20 protein-coding genes are annotated in these 22,807 nt (G+C 63.9%); 12 read left to right on the top strand and 8 right to left on the bottom strand.

Features of this window, described 5'->3' with window-relative positions:
• Positions 1-273: 273 nt before the first annotated feature.
• Positions 274-1,365 carry an LLM class flavin-dependent oxidoreductase gene (locus AC3IT0_RS15080; protein ID WP_489323811.1) on the bottom strand — a complete coding sequence of 364 codons (1,092 nt, stop codon included), beginning with the start codon at positions 1,363-1,365 and terminating at the stop codon, positions 274-276.
• A 49-nt stretch (positions 1,366-1,414) separates the two neighbouring features.
• On the opposite strand from AC3IT0_RS15080, the gene AC3IT0_RS15075 reads away from it, so the two are divergent.
• From AC3IT0_RS15075 to AC3IT0_RS15055, 5 genes are all read left to right on the top strand, one after another.
• On the top strand, positions 1,415-3,178 hold the full coding sequence (locus tag AC3IT0_RS15075; protein ID WP_489320548.1) for an ABC transporter family substrate-binding protein: 1,764 nt from the start codon (positions 1,415-1,417) through the stop codon (positions 3,176-3,178).
• 278 nt (positions 3,179-3,456) lie between these two features.
• Positions 3,457-5,145, top strand: coding sequence for a peptide ABC transporter substrate-binding protein (locus AC3IT0_RS15070; RefSeq protein ID WP_489320547.1), 1,689 nt, complete (start codon positions 3,457-3,459; stop codon positions 5,143-5,145).
• Between the two features lie 125 nt (positions 5,146-5,270).
• A complete protein-coding gene (locus tag AC3IT0_RS15065) occupies positions 5,271-6,200 on the top strand; it encodes an ABC transporter permease (protein ID WP_489320546.1) in 930 nt (309 codons plus the stop codon).
• Complete coding sequence (locus AC3IT0_RS15060) at positions 6,190-7,134, top strand: ABC transporter permease (protein ID WP_489320545.1); 945 nt, start codon at positions 6,190-6,192, stop codon at positions 7,132-7,134. Before AC3IT0_RS15065 ends, AC3IT0_RS15060 begins: the two co-directional genes overlap by 11 nt.
• Positions 7,135-7,145: 11 nt before the next feature.
• Positions 7,146-8,852, top strand: a complete 1,707-nt coding sequence (locus AC3IT0_RS15055; protein ID WP_489320544.1) for a dipeptide ABC transporter ATP-binding protein — start codon at positions 7,146-7,148, stop codon at positions 8,850-8,852.
• A gap of 115 nt (positions 8,853-8,967) precedes the next feature.
• Here AC3IT0_RS15055 and AC3IT0_RS15050 read toward each other — a convergent pair whose 3' ends face one another.
• Positions 8,968-9,822 (bottom strand): SGNH/GDSL hydrolase family protein, encoded by an 855-nt coding sequence (locus AC3IT0_RS15050; protein WP_489320543.1) that lies wholly within the window; start codon positions 9,820-9,822, stop codon positions 8,968-8,970.
• Positions 9,823-10,089: 267 nt separating this feature from the next.
• Here AC3IT0_RS15050 and typA point away from each other — a divergent pair, with 267 nt between their 5' ends.
• Positions 10,090-12,018 (top strand): translational GTPase TypA, encoded by a 1,929-nt coding sequence (gene typA / locus AC3IT0_RS15045; protein WP_489320542.1) that lies wholly within the window; start codon positions 10,090-10,092, stop codon positions 12,016-12,018.
• A gap of 87 nt (positions 12,019-12,105) precedes the next feature.
• On the opposite strand, the gene AC3IT0_RS15040 is transcribed toward typA, so the two are convergent.
• Positions 12,106-12,351, bottom strand: coding sequence for a putative acetyltransferase (locus AC3IT0_RS15040; protein WP_489320541.1), 246 nt, complete (start codon positions 12,349-12,351; stop codon positions 12,106-12,108).
• Positions 12,352-12,485: 134 nt separating this feature from the next.
• Here AC3IT0_RS15040 and fdxA point away from each other — a divergent pair, with 134 nt between their 5' ends.
• The 3 genes from fdxA to AC3IT0_RS15025 all read left to right on the top strand — a co-directional run bounded on the left by fdxA (position 12,486) and on the right by AC3IT0_RS15025 (position 15,485).
• Positions 12,486-12,812 (top strand): ferredoxin, encoded by a 327-nt coding sequence (gene fdxA, locus AC3IT0_RS15035; protein ID WP_026265673.1) that lies wholly within the window; start codon positions 12,486-12,488, stop codon positions 12,810-12,812.
• A gap of 13 nt (positions 12,813-12,825) precedes the next feature.
• Entirely contained in the window at positions 12,826-13,974 is a 1,149-nt protein-coding gene (gene dapC / locus AC3IT0_RS15030; protein ID WP_489320540.1) for a succinyldiaminopimelate transaminase, read from the top strand.
• Between the two features lie 227 nt (positions 13,975-14,201).
• Positions 14,202-15,485 (top strand): citrate synthase, encoded by a 1,284-nt coding sequence (locus AC3IT0_RS15025; protein WP_489320539.1) that lies wholly within the window; start codon positions 14,202-14,204, stop codon positions 15,483-15,485.
• Between the two features lie 173 nt (positions 15,486-15,658).
• Here AC3IT0_RS15025 and galE read toward each other — a convergent pair whose 3' ends face one another.
• Positions 15,659-16,672, bottom strand: coding sequence for a UDP-glucose 4-epimerase GalE (gene galE, locus AC3IT0_RS15020; RefSeq protein WP_489320538.1), 1,014 nt, complete (start codon positions 16,670-16,672; stop codon positions 15,659-15,661).
• A 64-nt stretch (positions 16,673-16,736) separates the two neighbouring features.
• On the opposite strand from galE, the gene AC3IT0_RS15015 reads away from it, so the two are divergent.
• Both AC3IT0_RS15015 and AC3IT0_RS15010 read left to right on the top strand, forming a co-directional pair.
• Positions 16,737-17,348: a TetR/AcrR family transcriptional regulator gene (locus AC3IT0_RS15015; protein ID WP_489320537.1), complete on the top strand. Its 612-nt coding sequence runs from the start codon at positions 16,737-16,739 to the stop codon at positions 17,346-17,348.
• 94 nt (positions 17,349-17,442) lie between these two features.
• Entirely contained in the window at positions 17,443-18,054 is a 612-nt protein-coding gene (locus AC3IT0_RS15010; protein WP_489320536.1) for a hypothetical protein, read from the top strand.
• A gap of 53 nt (positions 18,055-18,107) precedes the next feature.
• Here the strand turns inward: AC3IT0_RS15010 and AC3IT0_RS15005 are convergent, their stop codons facing one another.
• Both AC3IT0_RS15005 and dapD read right to left on the bottom strand, forming a co-directional pair.
• Complete coding sequence (locus AC3IT0_RS15005) at positions 18,108-18,965, bottom strand: hypothetical protein (protein ID WP_489320535.1); 858 nt, start codon at positions 18,963-18,965, stop codon at positions 18,108-18,110.
• Between the two features lie 7 nt (positions 18,966-18,972).
• Entirely contained in the window at positions 18,973-20,001 is a 1,029-nt protein-coding gene (gene dapD, locus AC3IT0_RS15000) for a 2,3,4,5-tetrahydropyridine-2,6-dicarboxylate N-succinyltransferase (protein ID WP_489320534.1), read from the bottom strand.
• A 50-nt stretch (positions 20,002-20,051) separates the two neighbouring features.
• Between dapD and dapE the strand changes: the two genes are divergently transcribed.
• Positions 20,052-21,188, top strand: coding sequence for a succinyl-diaminopimelate desuccinylase (dapE, locus tag AC3IT0_RS14995; protein WP_489320533.1), 1,137 nt, complete (start codon positions 20,052-20,054; stop codon positions 21,186-21,188).
• Between the two features lie 94 nt (positions 21,189-21,282).
• Here dapE and AC3IT0_RS14990 read toward each other — a convergent pair whose 3' ends face one another.
• The gene (locus tag AC3IT0_RS14990; protein ID WP_489320532.1) at positions 21,283-22,140 is read right to left on the bottom strand and encodes an amino acid ABC transporter permease; all 858 of its coding nucleotides are present in this window, start codon (positions 22,138-22,140) and stop codon (positions 21,283-21,285) included.
• Positions 22,137-22,787: an amino acid ABC transporter permease gene (locus AC3IT0_RS14985; protein WP_489320531.1), complete on the bottom strand. Its 651-nt coding sequence runs from the start codon at positions 22,785-22,787 to the stop codon at positions 22,137-22,139. Before AC3IT0_RS14985 ends, AC3IT0_RS14990 begins: the two co-directional genes overlap by 4 nt.
• Positions 22,788-22,807 lie beyond the last annotated feature (20 nt).

Below are 22,807 nucleotides of genomic sequence, written 5' to 3'. Positions count from 1 at the left end.
TCAGTCCTGTCCGGAGCAGTTCCGTTTCCTGGTCCGTGGCATAGAACGCGCTGAGACTGCACATAGGAACCCAGACCGCGGCGTCATTGTTCAGCGCATCAAAGGTGCTCGTCTACGTCATGGTAGACGGCGGCGTGGTGGAGTTCCGCTTCAGCGTGAAGAACAGCGTGATTCCAAAGAACCCCACCAGGGACCTGTGCAGGTTCCCGGTGGGGTACTTTGTCTCAGCCTGCGTTCAACAGCCAGCAGCGGCCGCGGGCAGACGGGCAACCCTTACCCCGCCGGGGCCCACCCCAGGGCGGGACCCAATTTGGTGGCGATGTCGGTGAGGATCTGGATGTAGTCCTCGTGATCGAAGCTGAAGGGCAGCGCGAATGCCACTTCGTCGACCTCCTGGAAGCCCGCGTGTGCGTAGAGCTGTTCGGCAGTCTGATCGCTGGTGCCGATGAGATCCTGGGCGAACAGCATCCGCTTTGGCCCTTGCGGCGCGCGGGTGCGGGGAGTGCGTTCGTCGACGTAACGTTGGTACTTTTCCCGCTGTTTCGCTGAAGCCGAATCGGTCGGAATCACCACCAGTCCTTGCGAGACCCGGGCTGGTCCGCGCGCTTGGGACGATGTCGCGGCTGCTTCACGGTAGGCACGGATCTGTGATTGCTGGATGTCGGCGAATGACGGTTCTTGCTCAGCCTCGGGGAAAATCACACTGCTGGAGAGCAGGTTGAATCCGTTTGCGCCTGCCCAGATGGCCGATTTCCTGCTTGCCGCTCCATACCAAAGTCGTTCACGCAGCCGGGAAGAGTGCGGCTCGACGCGGTTGGAGAATTCCTCGACGACACCCTGCTTGCCGGAAAATTCCCGGACCGGTTCCCCTGCGATCAAACGGGCAAGCCGATCCACGCGGGCGTAGCTGAAGTCCTCCAGCTCGGCGGAATCCGGGTACAAATCTTGTTTCACCGTGTCGTAGTGCATTGGTTCACCCACGCTCAGGCCCGGATTGATGCGTCCGCCGGCGAGCAGATCCACGGTGGCCAGGTCCTCGGCCAGGCGCAATGGGTTTTCCCAGCCCATCGGGGTCACGGCGGTTCCAAGCTCGATCCGGGAGGTGCGTTGGCTGTCCGCGGCCATGATGGCAATGGGGGAGGAGATTCCGAACTGCAGATGGCGGTGGCGCAGCCAGGCGCTGTCGAATCCAAGCCGCTCGCCCAGTTCGATGACCTGCAACGTCGATTCGTGCCCTGCGGCTGGATCCGCCGGATCGAACAGGCCAATAGTGAGGAATCCAAGCTTGCGTAACGGTCGTGAAGAGTGGGGCGTGGGCTTCCTCCAGGGATCGGTGTACGGCTGATCATCATGGTATGCCGACATTGGATCACACCCTGAACCGCTAGAATTCAAGGAAAACAAAGGAGACGGCATGCCCCTGAGGCGTCTGATTCAGGTCATCACCGGGGCCGTCGCTGCGGCGCTGGTTGTCTCGGGATGCTCCGCTTCGGGGGGAACGCCTCCGGTGGTGGTTGGTGAGACGACCCGCGGCGGCAGCGCCACCGTGGCCGAGGTGAATGCCTTTACGTCCTTCAACCCGTTCAGCGCCGACGGAAACACGGACATCAACACCAAGATCGGCCACATCACCCATTCCGGGTTCTACTACGTGGATGACACCGAAAAGGTGGTCCGGAACGAGAAATTCGGCCGGTACGAGAAGATCTCCGACAAGCCGCTGAAGGTGAAGTACACCGTCAATGAGGGTGTGAAATGGTCCGACGGCGAAGCCATCGACGCCGGCGACCTCCTCCTGTCCTGGGCCGCCGGCTCGGGCTACTTCGACGACGCTGAACCCCAGGCGGGGACCGGCACCACCTACTTTTCGGCTGCAGCTGACAAGAGCGGCCTGGCAGCCACCGCGCTCCCCGAGATCGGCAGTGACGGGCGTTCCATCACCCTGGAATACGCCTCGCCGTACGCTGATTGGGAAGTAGCGTTCGATGTCGGTCTCCCAGCCCATGTTGTCGCCGCCAAAAGCGGCTTCAATGACGAAGGCGATCTTGTTGATCTGATCCGGGACTCGCCCCGCGGCGACACGGAACAGCCTGCGGTCAACGCCCCGCTGAAGCGGGTCAGCGATTTCTGGAACTCAGGCTTCGACACCAAGACGCTTCCTGATGACCCGGCCATGTATCTTTCGAGTGGCCCCTACATCGTCAGGGACATCGTTCCGGACGCCTCGATCCGGCTGGTCCGGAACAGGGACTATGTCTGGGGGCCGGAGCCCTACCTGGATGACATCACCGTGCGGTTCACCGGTGCCGCCTCTACCGCCATCGCCGCGCTCAGGAACGGCCAGGCGGACATCATCGCCCCGCAGCCCTCTGCCGGTACCGAAAGCCTCTTCGACGGACTGGTGGAGCAGGGCAACACCGTCCAGCGCTACAGCCAGTCCGGCTACGACCACCTCGATCTCAACTTTTCGGGACCGTTCGCCAACAAGGACGTCCGGGAAGCGTTCCTGAAGACCGTTCCGCGGCAGGAGATTGTGGATGACGTGGTGGGCGGATTCGTCTCCGACGCGAAACCCCTGGACTCGCACGTCTTCCTGCCACCCCATCCGAAGTATCCGGACACAGTGAAGAACAACGGTTCGGCCGAATACTCCAACCTGGACATCCAAGGCGCGAAGTCGCAGTTGCGGGATGCTGCTCCTAGGGTCCGCATCCTGTACAACAAGGACAACCCCAACCGCGTGCGGGCCTTTTCCCTGATCCGAGACTCCGCCCGCCTCGCCGGATTCACCGTTGAAGACGCGGGCCTCGGCAGCTCGGACTGGGCGAAAGCGCTCGGCGGCGGCAGCTACGACGCCGCCATCCTCGGCTCCATCGGACCCGGGGTCGGCGTCAGCCGCGTCCCGCAGATCTTCAAAACCGGTGGCGGCAGCAACTTCAACGGATTTTCCGACGGCGACGCGGACAAAGCCATGGAGCAACTGGCCGGCACTACGGACCTGGCAAAGCAGGACGACCTGTTGGCCGACATCGACAAACGCGTGTGGGAAAGTGCCTACGGCCTGCCGCTGTACCAGACCACGGGAACCGTCGCTTTCAGCAGCCGCGTGACGGGTATCAAGCCCAGCTCAGGCCCTTTGGGCGTCTGGTGGAATGTGTGGGAGTGGCGCCTGAAATAGGCCATCCCGGGGGCTTGTCGCCGTTGGCGGAGCCCGCCCCCGTCCTCGATTCGCAGCATCCCCTACCAGCGAGTAGCATGTGACTTGCGCAACTTCCAGGTACCGGCTAGTTATTGGCGGTTAACTGGTTACGGTTTGGCAACGGAGTACCAGTATTCGGACTTTGTGCGGTTAGGCTACTCGTATATGTAGGCCACGTCACAGTGAGAACCTGTGACTGGCCTGCCGGGGAGCAATAGATTTCCCCTGAACATCTCCCACAACTCATAGGAGGCGGAATGCGTTTCACGCGCACTTCCAAAGCACTCGGCATCGTGGCCATCGCCGCTCTTGCCCTGACCGGCTGCGGCGCTGGAGGCGGCAGCACTGACGGTGCCACCACCCAGGCCGCCGGTGATCCCAACAAGGTCATCACCGCTTACAGCAACGAACCCCAGAATCCCCTGCTGCCGGCCAACACTAACGAAGTTTACGGCGGCCGCGTTGTCGAGCTGCTCTTCGAAGGTCTTCGCAGTTACGACGCCGACGGCAAGCCGGTCAACGCCCTTGCCGAGTCCATTGAGTCCTCTGACGCCCAGAACTGGACCATCAAGGTCAAGCAGGGCCAGAAGTTCACCAATGGCGAAGCGATCACCGCCAAGACGTTCGTTGATTCCTGGAACTTCGCAGCGAACTCCAAGAACCTCCAGAACAACGGATTCTTCTTCGAGTCCATCGACGGCTATGCAGATGTCTCTGCCGTGACCACGGAAAAGTCGGCCGACGGAAAGACCACCACCACTCCGGCGCCCACCGCCGAGACGATGTCAGGTCTGACGGCAACAGACGATTCGACACTCACGGTAAAGCTGGCTCAGCCGGAAGCTGACTGGTCGCTGCGCCTCGGTTACTCGGCGTTCTTCCCGCTGCCGTCCGCTGCCCTCGCAGATCCCAAGACGTATGGCGAAAACCCGGTAGGCAACGGTCCGTACAAGTTCGAGAAGACCGGCTCCTGGGTACATGACCAGTCGATCTCCCTCGTGAAGAACGCGGACTACAGCGGTCCGCGCGAATCGAAGAACGGCGGCGTGACCTTCAAGTTCTACACCGATCCGGGCCCCGCATACACCGATCTTCAGGCCAACAACCTGGACATCTCGGATGTACTGCCGTCCAACGCACTGAAGACCTACGTCTCAGACTTCCAGGACAGGAACGCCACCAAGCCGGTGGCCACCAACTCCACCCTGAACATCCCGGGTTACAACCCGAACTTCCAGGGTGAAGCCGGAAAGCTGCGCCGCCAGGCACTGTCCCACGCCATCAACCGCGAAGAGATCGCCAAGGTGGTCTTCAACGGAACCCGCACCCCGGCCAAGGCGTACGCGCCGCCGGTGATCGACGGATTCAAGGAAGGCCTCAAGGGCAGCGAAGTCCTGAAGTTTGATGCCGCAAAGGCCAAGGACCTGTGGGCCCAGGCTGAGAAGATCCAGCCGTACGACAACTCCAAGCCGCTGCAGATTGCCTCCAACACCGATGGTGGCAACAAGGAATGGATCGACGCCGTGGCCAACGGCTTCAAGAACAACCTCGGCATCCAGGCCGAAATCCAGCCGTTCGCCAAGTTCGCTGAAGTGCTGAACCTTCGCAAGTCCCAGTCCCTCCCGGGCCTGAGCCGCGCCGGCTGGCAGGGTGACTACCCGTCGCTCTACAACTTCCTCGGACCGGTCTGGGCAACGGGCGCATCCTCCAACTACGAGAAGTACTCGAACCCTGAGTTCGACAAGCTGCTCCAGGAGGGCCTTGCCGCCAAGACCACTGATGAGGCGAACGGCAAGTTCAACCAGGCCCAGGAGATCCTCTTTGAGGACCTGCCCGGACTGCCGCTCTGGGACCAGGCAAAGCCGATTGTTTGGAGCGAAAACGTTGTGAAGGCCGAGACCGGCTGGAACGGCGGAATCCTCTACTACAACATCACGGCCAAGTAGTCTCCAGGATCTAACTTGCCGCCAGGCGTATGGGGGTCCGGTCAAAAGCCGGGCCCCCATTGTCCTGCTCGGCAGGAAGGCACAAATGAAACACCTCTCTTCGCATCCGGAAGGCTGGTGATCCGGTGGTCAGCTTTATTCTGCGACGACTCCTCCAAGTGATCCCCGTCTTCATCGGCACCACGCTTTTGGTTTACTACATGGTCTTCGCCCTTCCCGGCGATCCCATTGCGGCGCTCTTCGGAGACCGCCAGCCCCCGCAGGCAGTCATTGATACCCTGCGCAGCCAGTACCACCTTGACGAACCTTTCTGGGTCCAGTACGGGCTCTTCCTGCAGAACCTCTTCACCTTCAACCTCGGTAACGACTTCACCGGCCAGCCCATCGCGGCAAGCCTGGCGCGGGTCTTCCCCGTAACGGCAATGCTCGCCTTAGAAGCACTGGCAATCCAGGCAATCTTCGGCGTAGCCTTCGGCGTCTTCGCTGGCCTCCGCCGCGGCGGCTGGTTTGACTCCACCGTCCTGGTGGTTTCGCTGGTTGTCATCGCGGTCCCCACATTTGTTCTGGGTTTCGTTTTCCAACTCGTCTTTGGCGTGCAACTCGGCTGGGCAAAACCCACTGTCGGCGCCAACGCCGATTGGGGCAGCCTGCTTCTTCCGGCAGTGGTCCTGGGCCTGGTGTCCTTCGCCTATGTACTCCGCCTGACCCGCGCCTCTGTCAGCGAAAACATGAATGCCGACTACGTGCGAACTGCCACCGCCAAGGGCCTGTCACGGCCGCGGGTGGTCGTCGCGCACATCCTGCGTAACTCGTTGATCCCGGTGGTGACGTACCTGGGCGCCAACCTTGGCGGGCTGATGGGCGGTGCGATCGTCACGGAGGGCATCTTCAACGTCCCCGGCGTCGGCAACAAGCTCTACCAGGCCGTCCTGCGCAGCGAAGGCCCCACCATCGTCTCCATCGTCAGCGTCCTGGTGCTGGTCTTCGTGGTGGCCAACCTGCTCGTTGATCTCCTGTATGCCTGGCTTGACCCGAGGATCCGTTATGACCAGTAATAACAGCCACTTTGTGGCGCCCATCGACGAAACTCCGTTGCTGGCAACCGACACCGTCAAGACCGACCAGGCACCGCTGAGTCTGTGGTCGGACGCCTGGCGCAAGCTTCGCCGTCGTCCGCTGTTCATTATTTCGGCGCTGCTGATCCTGGCACTGGCTGTCGTGGCGCTGTTCCCGGGCCTTTTTGCGTCCGTCGCTCCGAACGACGGCTGCGTACTGGCTAATTCGGAAGGCGGCCCCACAGACGGGCATCCCTTCGGCTTCACCTTCCAGGGCTGCGACATCTATTCCCGCGTCGTCCACGGAACCCAGGCTTCGCTCTCAGTGGGTCTGCTTTCCGTCCTCTGTGTCCTGATTATCGGTGTGACCGTCGGCGCCCTTGCGGGCTACTACGGCGGCTGGATCGATTCCGTCCTTGCACGCCTGGGCGACATCTTCTTCGCCCTGCCGTTGATCCTCGGCGCACTCGTGATCACCCAGCTGCCCTTTTTCCGTGAAAACAAGGGCGTTTGGAGCGTCGTGTTTGTCATCTCGCTCCTGGCATGGCCGCAGATGGCACGCATCACCCGCGGCGCGGTCATTGAAGTGCGCAATGCCGACTTTGTGACGGCCGCCCGCTCACTGGGTGTTTCAAAGTTTGGCGCCCTGGTCCGCCACGTCCTCCCAAACGCCCTGGCACCGATTATCGTCCTGGCCACCCTGGAACTTGGCGTCTTCATCGTGGCGGAAGCCACCTTGTCCTTCCTGGGCATCGGCCTGCCGCAGAGCATCATGTCCTGGGGCAACGACATCGCCGGTGCGCAGGCTTCCATTCGAACCAGGCCGGAAATCATGCTCTATCCGGCGGCGGCGCTGTCCATTACCGTGCTGAGCTTCATTATGCTCGGCGACGCGGTCCGTGACGCCCTCGATCCCAAGAGCCGGCAGCGATGAGAGAGAAAGTGATGACTACTCCAGAAATCCACATCGATGAGGCCGGGTCTGCGGGATTGAAGCCACTGCTGGAAATCCGCGACCTGGCCATCACGTTCACCACCGGCAGCGGTGAAGTCCAGGCAGTCCGCAACGCGCACCTCACCATCATGCCGGGCGAAACCGTGGCAATCGTGGGGGAATCGGGTTCGGGCAAGTCGACGACGGCACTCGCTGCCATCGGCCTCCTCCCCAACAACGGCCGCGTTTCCGCCGGACAGATCCTGCTCGACGGCGAGGACATCGCCCACGCCACGGAGCAGCGGATGATCGAACTGCGGGGCAATACCATCGGCATGGTCCCGCAGGACCCCATGTCCAACCTGAACCCGGTCTGGAAGATCGGCTACCAGGTCAAGGAAACCCTCCGCGCCAACGGCCAGCCCAGCGGCCCGGATGACATCGCCCAGGTACTGTCCGAGGCGGGACTGCCGGATGCCCACCGGCGGGCCAAGCAGTATCCGCATGAGTTCTCCGGCGGTATGCGCCAGCGCGCCCTCATTGCCATCGGACTGTCCTGCCAGCCGCGCCTGCTGATCGCGGATGAGCCGACGTCGGCACTGGACGTCACGGTCCAGCGCCAGATCCTGGATCACCTGGACACCATGACCACGGACCTGGGTACAGCCGTCCTGCTGATCACCCATGACCTGGGGCTGGCGGCAGAACGGGCGGACAAGGTTGTGGTGATGTACCGCGGGCAGGTGGTGGAGGCTGGTCCTTCGCTGGCTTTGCTCCAGAATCCGCAGCACCCGTACACCAAGCGGTTGGTTGAGTCCGCGCCGTCACTGGCGAGCCGACGGATCCAGGTCGCGAAAGAGCAGGGTCTCGAAGCGTCAGACCTGCTGGCTCCTGCGGCGGAGGCAGCAGCCGCGGACAACGTCCTGCAGATCCAGGACCTGCGCAAGGTCTACAAGCTCCGCCAGGGCCTGGGGAAAACGACGGACTTCGCGGCTGTTGACGGGGTGAGCTTCGACGTCAAGCGGGGTACCACCACAGCCATTGTGGGGGAGTCCGGCTCGGGCAAGTCCACCGTGGCCAAGATGGTGCTGCAGCTCGAAACTCCCACCGATGGGAAGATCCTTTTCGACGGCGTCGACACCTCGCTGCTGAAATCGTCGGAACTCTTCAAATTCAGGCGGCGGGTGCAGCCCATCTTCCAGGATCCTTACGGCTCCTTGGACCCGATGTACAACATCTTCCGCACTATCGAGGAGCCGTTGCGCGTCCACAAGATTGGGGATGCGGCCAGCCGCGAGAAGAAGGTCCGGGAATTGCTGGACCAGGTAGCCCTGCCGCAGTCCGCCATGCAGCGGTTCCCGAACGAGCTCTCCGGCGGCCAGCGCCAACGCGTCGCCATCGCACGTGCCCTGGCACTGGATCCCGAGGTGATCATCTGCGACGAAGCCGTGTCCGCGCTGGACGTGCTGGTACAGGCCCAGGTGCTCAACCTGCTCGCGGACCTGCAGGCAAATCTCGGTCTGACTTATCTCTTTATCACGCATGACCTGGCGGTGGTGCGGCAGATCGCCGACCATGTCTGTGTGATGGAAAAGGGGAAGCTGGTGGAGACCGGTTCAACGGACGATGTCTTCGAGTCGCCCCAGCAGGAATACACGAAGGCACTTCTCAACGCCATTCCCGGCGCGAACCTGATGCTTCCGCCCGAAGTGGCCTGATCCGGCCGCAGTTACCCGGGTTAAGGATGGAGCCGGTGCCTTCAGGGCACCGGCTCCATCATATTTTTAGGGTCTGTACAGCGCGCCAAAGGTCTGTCGTCAGCTAAGAGTCTGTTCAATCCGCCGGGGCGGCTGTGGCACCTGCAACCGGATCTGTGCCGTCCAGCGGTGGGCCTTCGAGCCCCAACAAACGAAGCCGGGCTCCGAGCAGCCCGCCCAGTGACCGGTGGCCTGCGGCATCCATATGGACGGCATCTGCCAGGTTCTTCGCGAGATTATGTTTCGACAGCCAGTCGCCCACGCCCACAAAAGGTATGCCGTGCCTTTCCGCTACGGTCCCGAGGAGCGCGTCCACCTGCGTCCTGCGCCCGCCGCCGTAGTTGGCGCCGCGGGCCAGGGTGCCGATCATGGCCATCCTGGCGCCGGGGTAGCGGTCCTGGAGTGCGCCGATCAGCCGGTCGGCGTTGGCCACGATCTGGGCATCGGTGGCACCGCGCGCGGCGTCGTTGCCGCCGCCCTGGATGACGATCAGCGCGGGCGTCCCGTACGGCAGTTTCCAGTCGCCGCGCTGCAAGGCGTCGATGTAGTTGCCCGTCGTGCCGTTGGACGCCACGAATCCCGTTCCGCCGAGCCCGCAGAAGTGGACCTTGTAGCCAACGGCGGCAAGGCCAAGTCGCGGCCAGCCGTCTGTGGGCTCGGATTGGGAATCGCCGATCAGGAGGGCAGTGTGGCGCATGTCCGGCACCACTACCTCGTCACGCCCGCTGGCCGGGTTGCGGTACACGGAACCGGCAGGCAGGGTGAGCGGATCCCCGCCCCGGGCCTGGTATGCGCCGGCCGCGGCCGCCTGTCCCGGGGAGGGCACACCGGAAAGCGATGTTGCTTCTGGGGTCTGTCCGCAGCCGGTCAGGATAGCGCCGAAGGCGATTCCAAATGCGACAAAGCGGGTCAGAACCGAGGCTTTTCGCATCAGGGATTCTCCGGGCTTGCTGTGGTTATCACAGCAATGATGGGGCATCAAGTCACAAAAATCCAGTGAGCTTGGTCACTCTATGGGCCGTGGCGCGCCGGAATTACCCACCGCCCGGACTGGGCCGATCCGAGATTTTTAGGCCAACAATAGGCTCAGCGTTTAGACTGAAGGAAGGAGCCCTGTGTTATTGGGCGAATCCGTCGTGCGTTCCGGTTGGAAATGTTGCGATACTAACAGCTGACCCACTGAATCGAGCAATCACGCATGTCTGAAACCACCACCAACACTGCGGTAGCCACTGCATCACGCAGTGACCTCCGCAACGTCGCGATCGTGGCCCACGTTGACCACGGCAAGACCACTCTGGTCGACGCCATGCTCAAGCAGACCAACTCCTTTGCCGAACACAACCACCTCGAAGACCGCGTCATGGACTCCGGTGACCTGGAACGCGAAAAGGGCATCACCATCCTGGCCAAGAACACCACCGTGGCCTACAACGGACCGTCCTCCAACGGTGAAACCATCACCATCAACGTCATCGACACCCCCGGCCACGCCGACTTCGGTGGCGAGGTAGAGCGCGGCCTGTCCATGGTGGACGGCGTTGTCCTCCTCGTTGATGCCTCTGAGGGCCCTCTGCCCCAGACCCGCTTCGTGCTGCGCAAGGCCCTGGCCGCGCACCTGCCGGTCATCCTCCTCGTCAACAAGACGGACCGCCCCGACGCCCGCATCGATGAAGTTGTCCACGAGTCCATGGACCTCCTCCTGGGCCTCGCTTCGGACCTCGCCGACGAAGTTCCGGACCTGGACCTGGACAAGATCCTCGAAGTTCCGGTTGTCTACGCAGCTGCGAAGGTAGGCCGCGCTTCCCTGGACCAGCCCGCCGACGGATCCGCTCCGGACAACGAGGACCTTGAGCCGCTGTTCAAGACCATCATCGAGCACATCCCGGCCCCGACGTACAACCCGAACGGCGTTCTGCAGGCGCATGTGACCAACCTGGACGCCTCCCCGTTCCTGGGCCGTCTTGCCCTGCTGCGCATCTACAACGGCACCCTGCGCAAGGGCCAGACTGTTGCCTGGGCCCGCGCCAATGGCGAGCTCAAGAACGTCAAGATCACCGAACTGCTGGCCACCAAGGCACTGGACCGCGTTCCGGCCGAGTCTGCCGGACCAGGCGAAATCGTCGCCGTCGCCGGCATCGAGGAAATCACCATTGGTGAGACCCTGACCGATGTCGAGAACCCGCAGCCGCTGCCTCTGATCACCGTGGACGATCCCGCAATCTCCATGACCATCGGTATCAACACCTCGCCGCTGGCCGGCAAGGTCAAGGGCGCCAAGGTCACCGCCCGCCAGGTGAAGGACCGCCTGGATAAGGAACTGATCGGTAACGTCTCCATCAAGGTTCTGCCCACCGAGCGTCCCGACGCCTGGGAAGTCCAGGGCCGTGGCGAGCTCGCGCTGGCCATCCTGGTTGAGCAGATGCGCCGTGAAGGCTTCGAACTGACCGTGGGCAAGCCGCAGGTTGTCACCAAGACCGTCGACGGCAAGATCCACGAGCCGATGGAACACATGACCATCGACGTGCCGGAAGAGTACCTGGGCTCCGTTACCCAGCTGATGGCCGCCCGCAAGGGCCGCATGACCAACATGGCCAACCACGGCACCGGCTGGTGCCGCATGGAGTTCATCGTTCCGGCCCGTGGCCTGATCGGCTTCCGCACCAAGTTCCTCACGGACACGCGTGGCGCCGGCATCGCGGCCTCCATCTCCGAGGGCTACGAGCCGTGGGCCGGCCCGATCGAGTACCGCACCAACGGTTCGATGATCGCGGACCGCGCCGGTGTTGTGACGCCGTTCGCCATGATCAACCTGCAGGAGCGTGGCTCGTTCTTCGTCCGGCCCACCTCTGAGGTTTACGAGGGCATGATCGTCGGCGAGAACTCCCGCGCAGACGACATGGACGTCAACATCACCAAGGAAAAGAAGCTCACCAACATGCGTGCGGCTTCCTCGGACACCTTCGAGAACCTCACGCCGCCGCGCGACCTGACCCTCGAAGAGTCCCTCGAATTCGCCCGCGAGGACGAGTGTGTCGAGGTGACCCCGGAGTCCATCCGCATCCGCAAGCTCATCCTGGACACGAACGAACGCGCCAAGGCCAACCGCGCACGCGCCAAGTCCTAGGCGAACCAGCACGTAACTGAAGCTGCCGGTACGGCAGGCGGGATTCCCGCCGCCGTACCGGCAGTTTCTTTGTGTGCCAGGAAAGGGTCAGTTGCGGACGCGGGCGGGGCGCCGCTCCGGCGCCGGTGGCACTTCCTTGGCAGCCACCACCAGGTCCAAGGGGATCACGACGTCGGCCTGCCGCGTGCGGACTGTGCAGCCGCCGTCGTCAGTGGCCACCAGATGCCCCAGGGCGTCGGTCAGGCCGCCGTCGATCCTGTAACGGACCACAACCCGTGTTCCGGGCGGCGCGGTGGACAGAAATTCTCGGGGCGTAGGCTGGGCGGGACTCACCAGTTCATACTAAGGCGGCCCGCTAGGTTCGCGTGGACGGGCTGGGAGATAATAGGCTCAGAAGTCAACAGTCCGGCCGGTGCCGGATTCAAGTGCCGGCCACCGCCGGGAAATATCATGGAGAGGCAAGGGACGTGACGTACGTAATCGCGCAGCCGTGTGTAGATGTCAAGGACAAGGCATGTATTGAGGAATGCCCCGTTGACTGCATCTATGAGGGTGAGCGTTCCTTGTACATCCACCCGGATGAGTGTGTCGACTGTGGTGCCTGCGAGCCGGTCTGCCCGGTGGAGGCCATCTACTACGAGGACGACACCCCCGAAGAGTGGGCAGACTACTACAAGGCCAACGTCGAATTCTTCGATGACCTGGGCTCGCCCGGTGGCGCCGCCAAGGTGGGCAACACGGGCAAGGACCACCCGATGATCGCCGCCCTGCCGCCGCAGAACCAAGACCACTGAGCCGGACATCGCCTTGACCGCAGCCGTGAACAGCTTTGGCCTGAGCCTGCCCGACTATCCGTGGGAGGCTATGGCACCATACCTGGCCAAAGCCTCCGAACACCCTGGCGGGGCCGTGAACCTTTCGATCGGCACACCGGTCGACCCCACTCCCGTACTGATCCAGGATGCCCTCAGGGCCGCCGCGGATGCCCCCGGGTACCCAACGGTCCACGGCACGGTTCAGCTGCGGGAAGCCATTGCGGCGTGGTTTGAGCGCCGCCGCGGCGTCCCCGGTCTGGACCCTAGGAACGTTATGCCCACCGTGGGTTCCAAGGAACTGGTGGCGTGGCTGCCCCTGCTGCTCGGGCTGAAGCCGGGCGACGTCGTCGTCCGTCCCAAGGTTGCCTACCCCACCTATGACATCGGGGCTACTTTCGCCGGCGTCACCTCTGTTGCGACCGACCACCTTGACGAGCTGGACGAGGCCACCCGCTCCCGCGTGCGGCTGATCTGGGTGAACTCCCCGGGCAACCCCACCGGAAGTGTTAGGGATGTTGATTCCCTCAAAACTATCGTGGCGCAGGCTCGCGAACTGGGCGCCGTGGTGGCCTCGGACGAGTGCTACGCCGAACTCGGCTGGGGCGCCTGGGACGCGCAGCGCGGCGGCGAGCCCGTGCCCAGCATCCTGGATCCGCGCGTTTCCGGCGGGTCCCACGAGGGCCTCCTGGCCGTGTACTCGCTGAGCAAGCAGTCCAATGTGGCAGGTTACCGCGCAGCGTTTGTGGCGGGTGACCTGGCCATCATGGCCAACCTCGTCAACAGCCGCAAGCATGCAGGCATGATCGTCCCCTACCCGGTGCAGGAAGCAATGCGGGTTGCACTTGGCGATGACACCCATGTCCAGGCCCAGAAGGACCTCTACCGCGGACGCCGGGAACGCCTGGTGCCGGCGCTGCAGGGCTTCGGGCTGGAGATCAAGGATTCCGACGCCGGCCTGTACCTTTGGTCCACCGCCGGCGAGAGTACCTGGGACACCGTGGCGCGGCTGGCCGAGCGGGGCATCGTGGTGGGCCCCGGCGTCTTCTACGGCGAAGCTGGCAACGGGTTTGTGCGTGTCGCGTTGACGGGCACGGATGAACGGATTGACGCTGCAGTGGCCAGACTGGCCACGACGCCGTAACAATCATGTGACTCGCACCACAAACGCGGCATTTTACGGGGGTTTCCCACGCCTCCGATTAGTGACACCCGCCATGGGGCAGGTACTTTTTAAGTAACTATCAATGGTGGCTTTCTACAAGAAGGCAGCCCGGGCGTTGTATTCCTGGATGAACAGGGACGGTGCCACGGCTCACCGGTTGGATCAAGCTTTCGACAGAGGCCCAAGCGCCTCATGAAGGGGACTCCATGACTGAGACCAACAGCGCAACCCTGCACCATGCAGGAGGCGAGCTCAAGCTCCCGCGCATCCAGGTTGTTGAAGGAAACGAAGGTTACGACGTTTCCAAGCTGCTCAAGCAGACGGGCGCAGTCACCTTTGACCCCGGCTTCATGAACACCGCAGCAACCACCTCCGCCATCACCTACATCGATGGCGATGCCGGCATCCTGCGTTACCGCGGGTACCCCATCGAGCAGCTGGCGCAGCACTCCAGCTTCCTCGAGGTTTCCTACCTGCTGATCTACGGCAACCTGCCCAGCCCCACGGAACTGGAAGAGTTCGACCAGAAGATCCGCCGCCACACCCTCCTGCACGAAGAGCTCAAGGGCTTCTTCAGTGGCTTCCCGCGCGACGCGCACCCGATGCCCGTGCTGTCCTCGGCTGTGTCGGCACTGTCCACCTTCTACCAGGACTCCCTGGACCCGTTCAACGCCGAGCAGGTGGAGGTCTCCACCATCCGCCTTATGGCCAAGATGCCGGTCATCGCCGCTTACGCGCACAAGAAGTCCATTGGCCAGCCCATGCTGTACCCGGACAACTCCCACAACCTCGTGGAAAACTTCATGCGCCTGAGCTTCGGCCTTCCGGCCGAGCAGTACGAAGTGGACCCGGTCATCGCCAAGGCGCTGGATCTCCTCCTGATCCTGCACGCGGACCACGAGCAGAACTGTTCCACTTCCACCGTGCGCCTGGTTGGTTCTTCGAACGCCAACCTCTTCGCCTCGGTGTCGGCCGGCATCAACGCCCTGTTCGGCCCCGCCCACGGCGGCGCCAACGAGGCAGTGCTCAAGATGCTCCGCCAGATCCAGGCCGACGGCACCAAGCCCGAGGACTACATGGAGAAGGTCAAGAACAAGGAAGACGGCGTCCGCCTGATGGGCTTCGGACACCGCGTCTACAAGAACTACGATCCGCGCGCCAAGATCGTCAAGGCCACGGCCCACGAGATCCTCAGCAAGCTCGGCGGCAACGACGAACTGCTGGACATTGCCATGCGCCTGGAAGAGAAGGCGCTGAACGATGACTACTTCATCCAGCGCAAGCTCTACCCGAACGTGGACTTCTACACCGGCCTGATCTACAAGGCCATGGGCTTCCCGGAGAAGATGTTCACCGTGCTGTTCGCGATCGGCCGCCTGCCGGGCTGGATAGCCCAGTGGCGTGAAATGATCAGCGACCCGAACACCAAGATCGGCCGCCCGCGCCAGCTGTACATCGGCGAGCCTGAGCGCGACTACCCGGTCCGCTAGAAATTACGACGGCGGCCGGTCACCTTCTCCACGAAGGTGACCGGCCGCCGTCGTACTCTCATCGATTGATCCCCACCGGCGCCCTCGCCTCGCAAGCTCGGCCAGGGAACCCTGCCGGCGTGGGCCCTGCGCCGTTTTGAGCGTCCTAAAGGGCGGTTACGGAGCAATCGATGCTAGGAGTCGTAGCCGAGGGGGTTGTTCTTCTGCCAGCGCCAGTGGTCCTCGCACATCTGGTCCACGGTCTTGGTGGTGGACCAGCTCAGGTCGGCCAGGGCGGATGTTGCGTCGGCCCAGAACGCCGGGAGGTCGCCTCCGCGCCGTCCGGTGATCTCGTACGGGATGGGCTGGCCCACGGCCTTCTCGAAGGACCGCAGGACCTCCAGGACCGAGGACCCCTTCCCGGAGCCAAGGTTCCAGCGGTAGACGCCTGAGCGGTCCGCGACGTGGTTGAGGGCTGCCACGTGGCCTTCGGCGAGATCGACGACGTGGATGTAGTCGCGCAGGCAGGTGCCGTCAGGGGTGTCGTAATCGCCGCCGAACACCATGAGCTTGTCGCGGCGTCCCACGGCCACCTGGGCGATGAAGGGCACCAGGTTGTTGGGGATGCCCTGCGGGTCCTCGCCGATGCGGCCGGACGGGTGGGCTCCCACGGGGTTGAAGTAGCGCAGCAGGGCGATGTGCCAGCGGCTGTCCGCGGCGCCCAGGTCCGCGAGGATGTCCTCGATCTGTTCCTTGGTGCGGCCGTACGGGTTGTTGGCACCGATCTCCATCTTCTCCACGTAGGGGATGGGATTGTGCTCACCATAGACGGTGGCGGACGAGCTGAAGACGATGGAGCGGACGTCGTGGCGGTCCATGACCCGGATCAGGTTCAGCGTGCCCACGAGGTTGTTGTAGTAGTACTTGAGTGGCTCGCTGACCGACTCACCCACGGCTTTGAGCCCGGCAAAGTGGATCACGGCGTCGATGGTGTGGGCAGCAAAGACGCCTTCCACGGCGGCCTCATCCACCAGGTCGACGTTGAGGAATTCCGCGGTCTTACCGCTGAGTTCGGCTACCCGGCGCAGCGACTCCTCGCTGGAGTTCACCAGGTTATCGATCACCACCACATCATGGCCGGCTTCCTGCAGGGACAAGACTGTGTGCGAACCGATGTACCCGGTGCCGCCTGTGACCAGAATTTTCATGCCCCCACGCTATCCCAATTCCGACGATGCATGGATTTAAGCACAGGTGTGCTAAATAATAGGGGTGCCCAAAATTGTAGATGCCGAAGCCCGGCGCGCAGAGATTGTTGAAGCGGTCTTCAGGATCATCGCCGTCGACGGCCTCGAGCGAGCGTCACTGCGGGAGGTGGCGGACGAAGCGGGCCTCGCCGTGGGCTCCGTCCGGCACTACTTCGCCGGCAGTGACGAACTGCTCAGCCATTCCTTTGCCGCCGTTGTGGACCGGATCACGGGCCGGCTCACCGCGGCTTTGCCGGCTTTGGCCGCCAGCGAGCCCGGGACCGGCCCGCACCGTGAGGCGGTTTTAACCCTGTTGGGTGAATTTCTCCCGCTCGACGAGGAACGTGCCGTGGACGCCTGTGTGTGGATGGCCTTCAAGAACGCGGCCAGGATCCGTCCCTTCCTCGCGGCCGAGGCCGATCGGAGCCACCGGGAGGTGGCTGCCGTCGTCGGGCAGGTCATCACGGCACTGGTACCGGACGACGGCGACGGGCAGCAGTCGTTGGCGGTCGAGGCAGAGAGGCTGCTGGCTACGCTGGACGGGCTGTGCATGCACGCCCTCCTGCAGCCCGCCTGGATGACGGCACAAATGTGCCATGACGTCCTGGACCGGCACCTGAGAAGCCTGGCCGCCTGACATTACCGTCCGGTGGCATCGGGAATAGACTGGGAACCGGGGGAGCGGAACCGGCTGGTCAGGCCGGTACAGGCAGGCCACAGGAGGAATAGGGATGCATCACACAGGTGATTCCGGCTGGCAGATCACTACGGATACGTCCGGGCCTCTGATGATCGCGCTCTTTGTCCGTGATGCGGCAGGACTCGACGGCGCCGGCCACCCTGCGTTGTCGCATGCCGCGCCGAAGATCCGCCATGCCGACCACTCGCATCTCACGTCCGACGTCGGCGGGCTGAGCGCACTCAAGACCGAATGGGAAGCCTGGTGGGAGCAGCTGCTGAAAGCGCACCCCAAGACGTCACCGGAGCTGTCCCCGCCGGATTTTGGCGAATTCGGAAACTCCCCGGCCCTCCAGCGTGTCCTGCAGGCGCATTTCGGGTCAGCCCTGACCTGGGCACGGGAGCGCCGTAGTGAATACGTCAGGCTCGAAGCCGAACGCGTGGCCAGCGGTTCGGACCAGCTGTTGGGCGACATGGTGGATGACCGCCTGATGGAAGTGGGCCGGGGGTCACGGGACTTCACCCTGACCATCATCGAACTGCCGCTGAACGAACAGCGGGCGTGGTACCTGGAGCCGGACAAGATCATCATGAGCCACAACCTCATGTCCGCGCCGGAGCTCTTCCGGAGCTACGTCCAGCCCGTGGTGGACATCCTGGTTTGAGCCGGCGCGGTCAGCACCCGGGCCGTCAGCAGGCGGCATCAGCACTAAGGCAGTCAGCTGCCGGTGCCCGCCGGTGCCACAGTAATTCGGACTTGGCCGGCGGGCGCGTCGGATTCCTGCCAGCCGCCCTGATCCTCACGGTCCCAGCTCCGGCCGGCAATATCCACGCGCGTCACCGCCAGGCCCTTGGCGTTGGCAACTGCCCACTGCGCCACTGACCATGCCTGGCTGCCGTCAGCTTCCACCACGAGGGATTCACTCTCTGTGGTCATGGTGAGCGGCCCATACGCCTGGGCGAGTTCGGACTCGACGGCGGCGGGGACGCCCGGTTCCTGCGGGGCGCGCAAAGTGCACAGCACGGAGGCGGGCGTCTGGCCGGTCAGGCCGGACGCGAAGGAACGGCCCATATCTTCGTGTTGGGCGTAGGCGAGGGGGTAGGCCGAGCGCTGGACGCGCTGGGCGGCGTCGGTGATCTCCAAGGACTCATAGCCGGGAATCTTGACCAGGGCATCGTAGAAAGCATTGGCAGCGTAGTACGGGTCCATGACCTGGGCCTCGGTTCCCCACCCCTGCGAGGGACGTTGCTGGAAAAGTCCGCGGGAGTCAGGTCCGGCCTGGTCGCCATGGGCGATGTTGCGCAGCTTGGACTCCTGCATGGCCGTGGCAAGGGCGATGCTGGCTGCCCGGGGAGGCAGACCGCGCTGCACCGCCACCGCTGTAATCAGTGAGGCATTAACCGCCTGGTCCGTTGCCAGCTCAGCGCTCTGGGTCCCGACGTCGGCCTTGCAGCGCTCCGAGACCAGGGTTTCGGAGCGCTGCAAGAAGGAGACCGCTGTGTAGATGCCGGCGCCCGCCAGCGCCAGGGTAAGCAGCAGCACTGTGGGGCGAACAAAACTGCGTCCACGTGCCACGGGCGGGTCAGTTGGCGTGGAGGGCGTCGTTGAGTTCCACCGTCTGGCCCTTGCGCGGCAGCGCCTCGACGGCGCCGGTGGTGGAGTTGCGGCGGAACAGGAGGTTGGGGATGCCGGACAGTTCCGCAGCCTTCACGATCTTGGCGGTGTCCTCGCCTACCTCGTCCTTGGGTCCGGGAACGCGCACGCGCGTGCCGGCCGTGACGTAGAGGCCTGCCTCCACCACGGAGTCGTCGCCGACGCTGATGCCGACGCCGGAGTTGGCGCCCAGCAGGACACGCTCACCGATGACGATCTTTTCCTTGCCGCCGCCGGAGAGGGTGCCCATGATCGACGCGCCGCCTCCGACGTCGCTGCCGTCGCCCGCGACCACGCCGGCCGAGATGCGGCCTTCCACCATGGACGCGCCCAGGGTGCCGGCGTTGAAGTTCACAAAGCCTTCGTGCATCACGGTGGTGCCTTCGGCGAGGTGGGCGCCGAGGCGGACGCGGTCGGCGTCGGCGATCCGGACACCGGAGGGCACCACGTAGTCCACCATGCGGGGGAACTTGTCCACCCCGTAGACGGTGACGGCACCGCGGCGGCGAAGCTTGGCGCGGGTCAGCTCGAAGCCTTCCACGGCGGCGGGGCCGAAGTTGGTCCACACGACGTTGGGGAGCTTGCCGAAGATGCCGTCCAGGTTGATGGTGTTGGGCCGGACCAGCCGGTGGGAGAGCAGGTGCAGCCGGAGGTATGCGTCTGCGGTGTCGGCCGGAGCTTCATCAAGGTTGATCTGGACGAAGACTACCTTCTGCTCGGTCCCGCGGTCAGCGTCGGTGCCGCTTTCGGCGAGCTGGACCAGGGTTTCGTCCGCATTCTCCACGGCGCGCAGGTTATCGGCTGCGACGCCCAGGGCCGGTGCCGGGAACCAGACGTCCAGGACGGTGGCCTCGCCGGTGGCGCTGGCGATTGTTGCCAGGCCGAAGCCGTAGGCGGAGCGGTCTTCGGAAGTTGCGTTCTGGTTCTCGGGCGCGGCGGAGGTAGCGGTCTCAGTCATGCCCCCAGTCTAGCGAGAGGCGGGCATCGGGTTCGAACTAGACTGGCAACGTGACTGCCGAAACCGCGCCTGAACCGACCACCGTGCCTTTGGACCTCCGCCAGGACGTGTCCGTGCTGACCGCCGCCCTGATAGATATCAACAGTGTGTCCGGGAATGAGACGGAACTGGCGGACGCCGTCGAAGTCGCACTGCGGGCCATCCCCGAGCTCCACGTGGTCCGCGACGGCGACTCCATCATCGCTCGCACCGAGCTGGGCAGGACGGAACGCGTCATCCTCGCCGGACACCTGGACACCGTGCCGTTGCCGCTTACGGAAGGCGCGCGCGGCACCGTCCCGGCCACTTGGGATTCAGGTATCCCGGGGGAGGGCGTGCTCTACGGACGCGGCGCCACGGACATGAAGGGCGGCGTCGCCGTGCAGCTCGCGCTGGCGGCCACGATGTTCGACGGCGGCGCGGCGCCCCAGCGGGACGTCACGTTTGTGTTCTACGACCACGAGGAAGTGGAAGCGGTCAAGAGCGGTCTGGGCCGCCTGGTCCGCAACCACGGCAGCCTCCTGGACGGCGACTTTGCCATCCTCCTGGAGCCGACGCATGGCACCGTCGAGGGTGGTTGCAACGGCACCAGCCGTTTTGAGGCCACCACGGTGGGGGAGGCAGCCCACTCTGCCCGTGCGTGGATGGGCAGGAACGCCATCCACGCAGCGGCACCCATCCTGGCCCGGCTGGCAGCCTACGAGCCGCGGACCATCAACGTGGACGGCCTCGACTACCGCGAGAGCCTCAACGCCGTGAAGATCAACGGCGGCACGGCCGGCAACGTCATCCCGGACCGCTGCGTCGTGGAAATCAACTACCGCTTCGCGCCGGACAAGTCCCCGGACCAGGCGGAGGCGCATGTGCGCGAACTGTTGGAGGGCTTCGCTGTGGTCCGCACGGACGCTGCCGCCGGTGCGCGCCCGGGACTGAACCACCCTGCCGCCGCGTCCTTCGTGGCCGCCGTCGGAGCCGAGCCGAAACCGAAATACGGCTGGACCGACGTCGCGCGTTTCAGCGAACTGGGGATCCCGGCAGTGAACTTCGGCCCCGGCGATCCGCTGCTGGCGCACAAGGACAACGAACATGTCGACGCCGACGCCATCCGTGAGTGCCTGGGGGTGCTGCGGAGCTGGCTCGCGGCGTAGCCCGCGATAAGCAAAAGCACCAACAACAGGCTCCACACGAAAAGGTCCGGTACCCCTGAAGGGTTCCGGACCTTTTGCGTGAGCTCGGGTGTGGCTACTTGGGTTCCCGTATTTCCGGCAGTTCCGGTGCGACCACTGCGGTTGGTGCCGGGGCGACGCCGCCGGCGGCCTTCGTGGACCCGCGGCGCTCGATCCAGACTGCAATCCGGGAAACGCAGATGTTGATGGCGATATAGATCGCGGCGGCCACAAAGAAGATCGGGAACAGGAACTGCGTACCCAGGAAGTCGGCCATCACCTGGACCGCACGCAGCAGCTCCCCGTACGCCACGATGTAGCCCAGGGAGGTGTCCTTGAGGAGCACCACAAGCTGAGCCACGAGGGACGGCATCATGCGGCGGACGGCCTGCGGAAGTTCGATGATCATCCTGGACTGGAAGCTGGTCAGGCCCACGGTCAGGCCGGCTTCCCGCTGGCCCTTGGGGAGGGACTGGATGCCTGCGCGGATGATCTCCGCGAAAACAGCCGCGTTGTACAGGACGAGTCCGGCCACGACTGCGATGAACTGGTTGGTCCCGAACACCAGCAAAACAAAGAACATCATGAGCACAACGGGCATGCCGCGGAGGAACTCCAGTACGATCCGGGTGGGAATCCGGATGGCCGCGACGTCTGAGATCCGCAGCAGGCAGAGCAGCAGTCCCAGCGGAAAGGCGATGACTGCTGCTACGGCGGCCGCGCTGAGTGTTGCGCCAATTCCGTTCCCGAGCAGCGTCCAGACGTCCGCCCTGGTGAAGATGGCCCAGCGGCGCCCCTCAAAAATTCCCTGCTGTGCCAGGGTCATGATGATCCAGGCGAGCAGGCCAAGGATCAGCACGGAGCCGACTATGGAACCAATCAGGGAGACTCGCCGGGCCTTCGGCCCCGGGGCGTCGTAAAGAACTGAGCTCATCGGGAGATCGCCACCTTTCGTTCGACGGTGCTCGCCAGGATGCCCAGCGGAACGGTGATCAGGAGGTAGAAGAAGGCAACGCCGAGGAGGACAGCCAGCACCTGGTCACCGTGGGAGTTGGCCAGCTGCCTGCCGTAGCCGAACAGCTCCAGGACGAAGAAGGCGCCGGCAACGGAGGAGTTCTTGACGAGGGCGATCAGGATATTGATCAGCGGCGGGATGACCGTACGCAGGGCCTGCGGAAGGATGATCAGGGTCAGGACCTGGCTGAATTTCATGCCGATGCTGCGCGCGGCTTCGGCCTGTCCCACGGCAACGCTGTTGACACCGGAGCGGACAGCTTCAGCGATGAAGGCTGCGGTGTAGGCGCTCAGGGCGATGATGGCCGCCACTTCGAACTGTTGGAACGTCACTCCGAGGCGGGGGAGGACGATTGCTGCGAAGAAGAAGGCGATGGTCAGCGGGGTGTTCCGCAGGATTTCCACGTAGGTCATGCTGAAGCCGCGGAGAGCTGCAACGGGGGAGACCCTGGCCGCAGCCAGCAACGTCCCCAGCAGCAGGGCGATCACTCCTGATACGGCAGACAGGAAAAGGGTTCGGAGAAAGCCCTCCCAGTAAAGTGGCAGGCTTTCGATGATGGCGTCCATAGGATCCTTCGGCTGGGTGT

This window comes from Pseudarthrobacter sp. KH_020_B (genome assembly GCF_057840185.1).
Note: the sequence above shows the minus strand (reverse complement) of the source record. Positions and strands in the feature narration are given on the sequence as shown.

Excerpts from the sequence above, each read along its gene's own strand:
- AC3IT0_RS15080 (WP_489323811.1), bottom strand. The coding sequence starts at position 1,365 with ATGTCGGCATACCATGATGATCAGCCGTACACCGATCCCTGGAGGAAG.
- AC3IT0_RS15075 (WP_489320548.1), top strand. The coding sequence starts at position 1,415 with ATGCCCCTGAGGCGTCTGATTCAGGTCATCACCGGGGCCGTCGCTGCG.
- AC3IT0_RS15070 (WP_489320547.1), top strand. The coding sequence starts at position 3,457 with ATGCGTTTCACGCGCACTTCCAAAGCACTCGGCATCGTGGCCATCGCC.
- AC3IT0_RS15060 (WP_489320545.1), top strand. The coding sequence starts at position 6,190 with ATGACCAGTAATAACAGCCACTTTGTGGCGCCCATCGACGAAACTCCG.
- AC3IT0_RS15055 (WP_489320544.1), top strand. The coding sequence starts at position 7,146 with ATGACTACTCCAGAAATCCACATCGATGAGGCCGGGTCTGCGGGATTG.
- AC3IT0_RS15050 (WP_489320543.1), bottom strand. The coding sequence starts at position 9,822 with ATGCGAAAAGCCTCGGTTCTGACCCGCTTTGTCGCATTTGGAATCGCC.
- typA (WP_489320542.1), top strand. The coding sequence starts at position 10,090 with ATGTCTGAAACCACCACCAACACTGCGGTAGCCACTGCATCACGCAGT.
- AC3IT0_RS15025 (WP_489320539.1), top strand. The coding sequence starts at position 14,202 with ATGACTGAGACCAACAGCGCAACCCTGCACCATGCAGGAGGCGAGCTC.
- galE (WP_489320538.1), bottom strand. The coding sequence starts at position 16,672 with ATGAAAATTCTGGTCACAGGCGGCACCGGGTACATCGGTTCGCACACA.
- AC3IT0_RS15010 (WP_489320536.1), top strand. The coding sequence starts at position 17,443 with ATGCATCACACAGGTGATTCCGGCTGGCAGATCACTACGGATACGTCC.
- dapD (WP_489320534.1), bottom strand. The coding sequence starts at position 20,001 with ATGACTGAGACCGCTACCTCCGCCGCGCCCGAGAACCAGAACGCAACT.
- AC3IT0_RS14990 (WP_489320532.1), bottom strand. The coding sequence starts at position 22,140 with ATGAGCTCAGTTCTTTACGACGCCCCGGGGCCGAAGGCCCGGCGAGTC.
- AC3IT0_RS14985 (WP_489320531.1), bottom strand. The coding sequence starts at position 22,787 with ATGGACGCCATCATCGAAAGCCTGCCACTTTACTGGGAGGGCTTTCTC.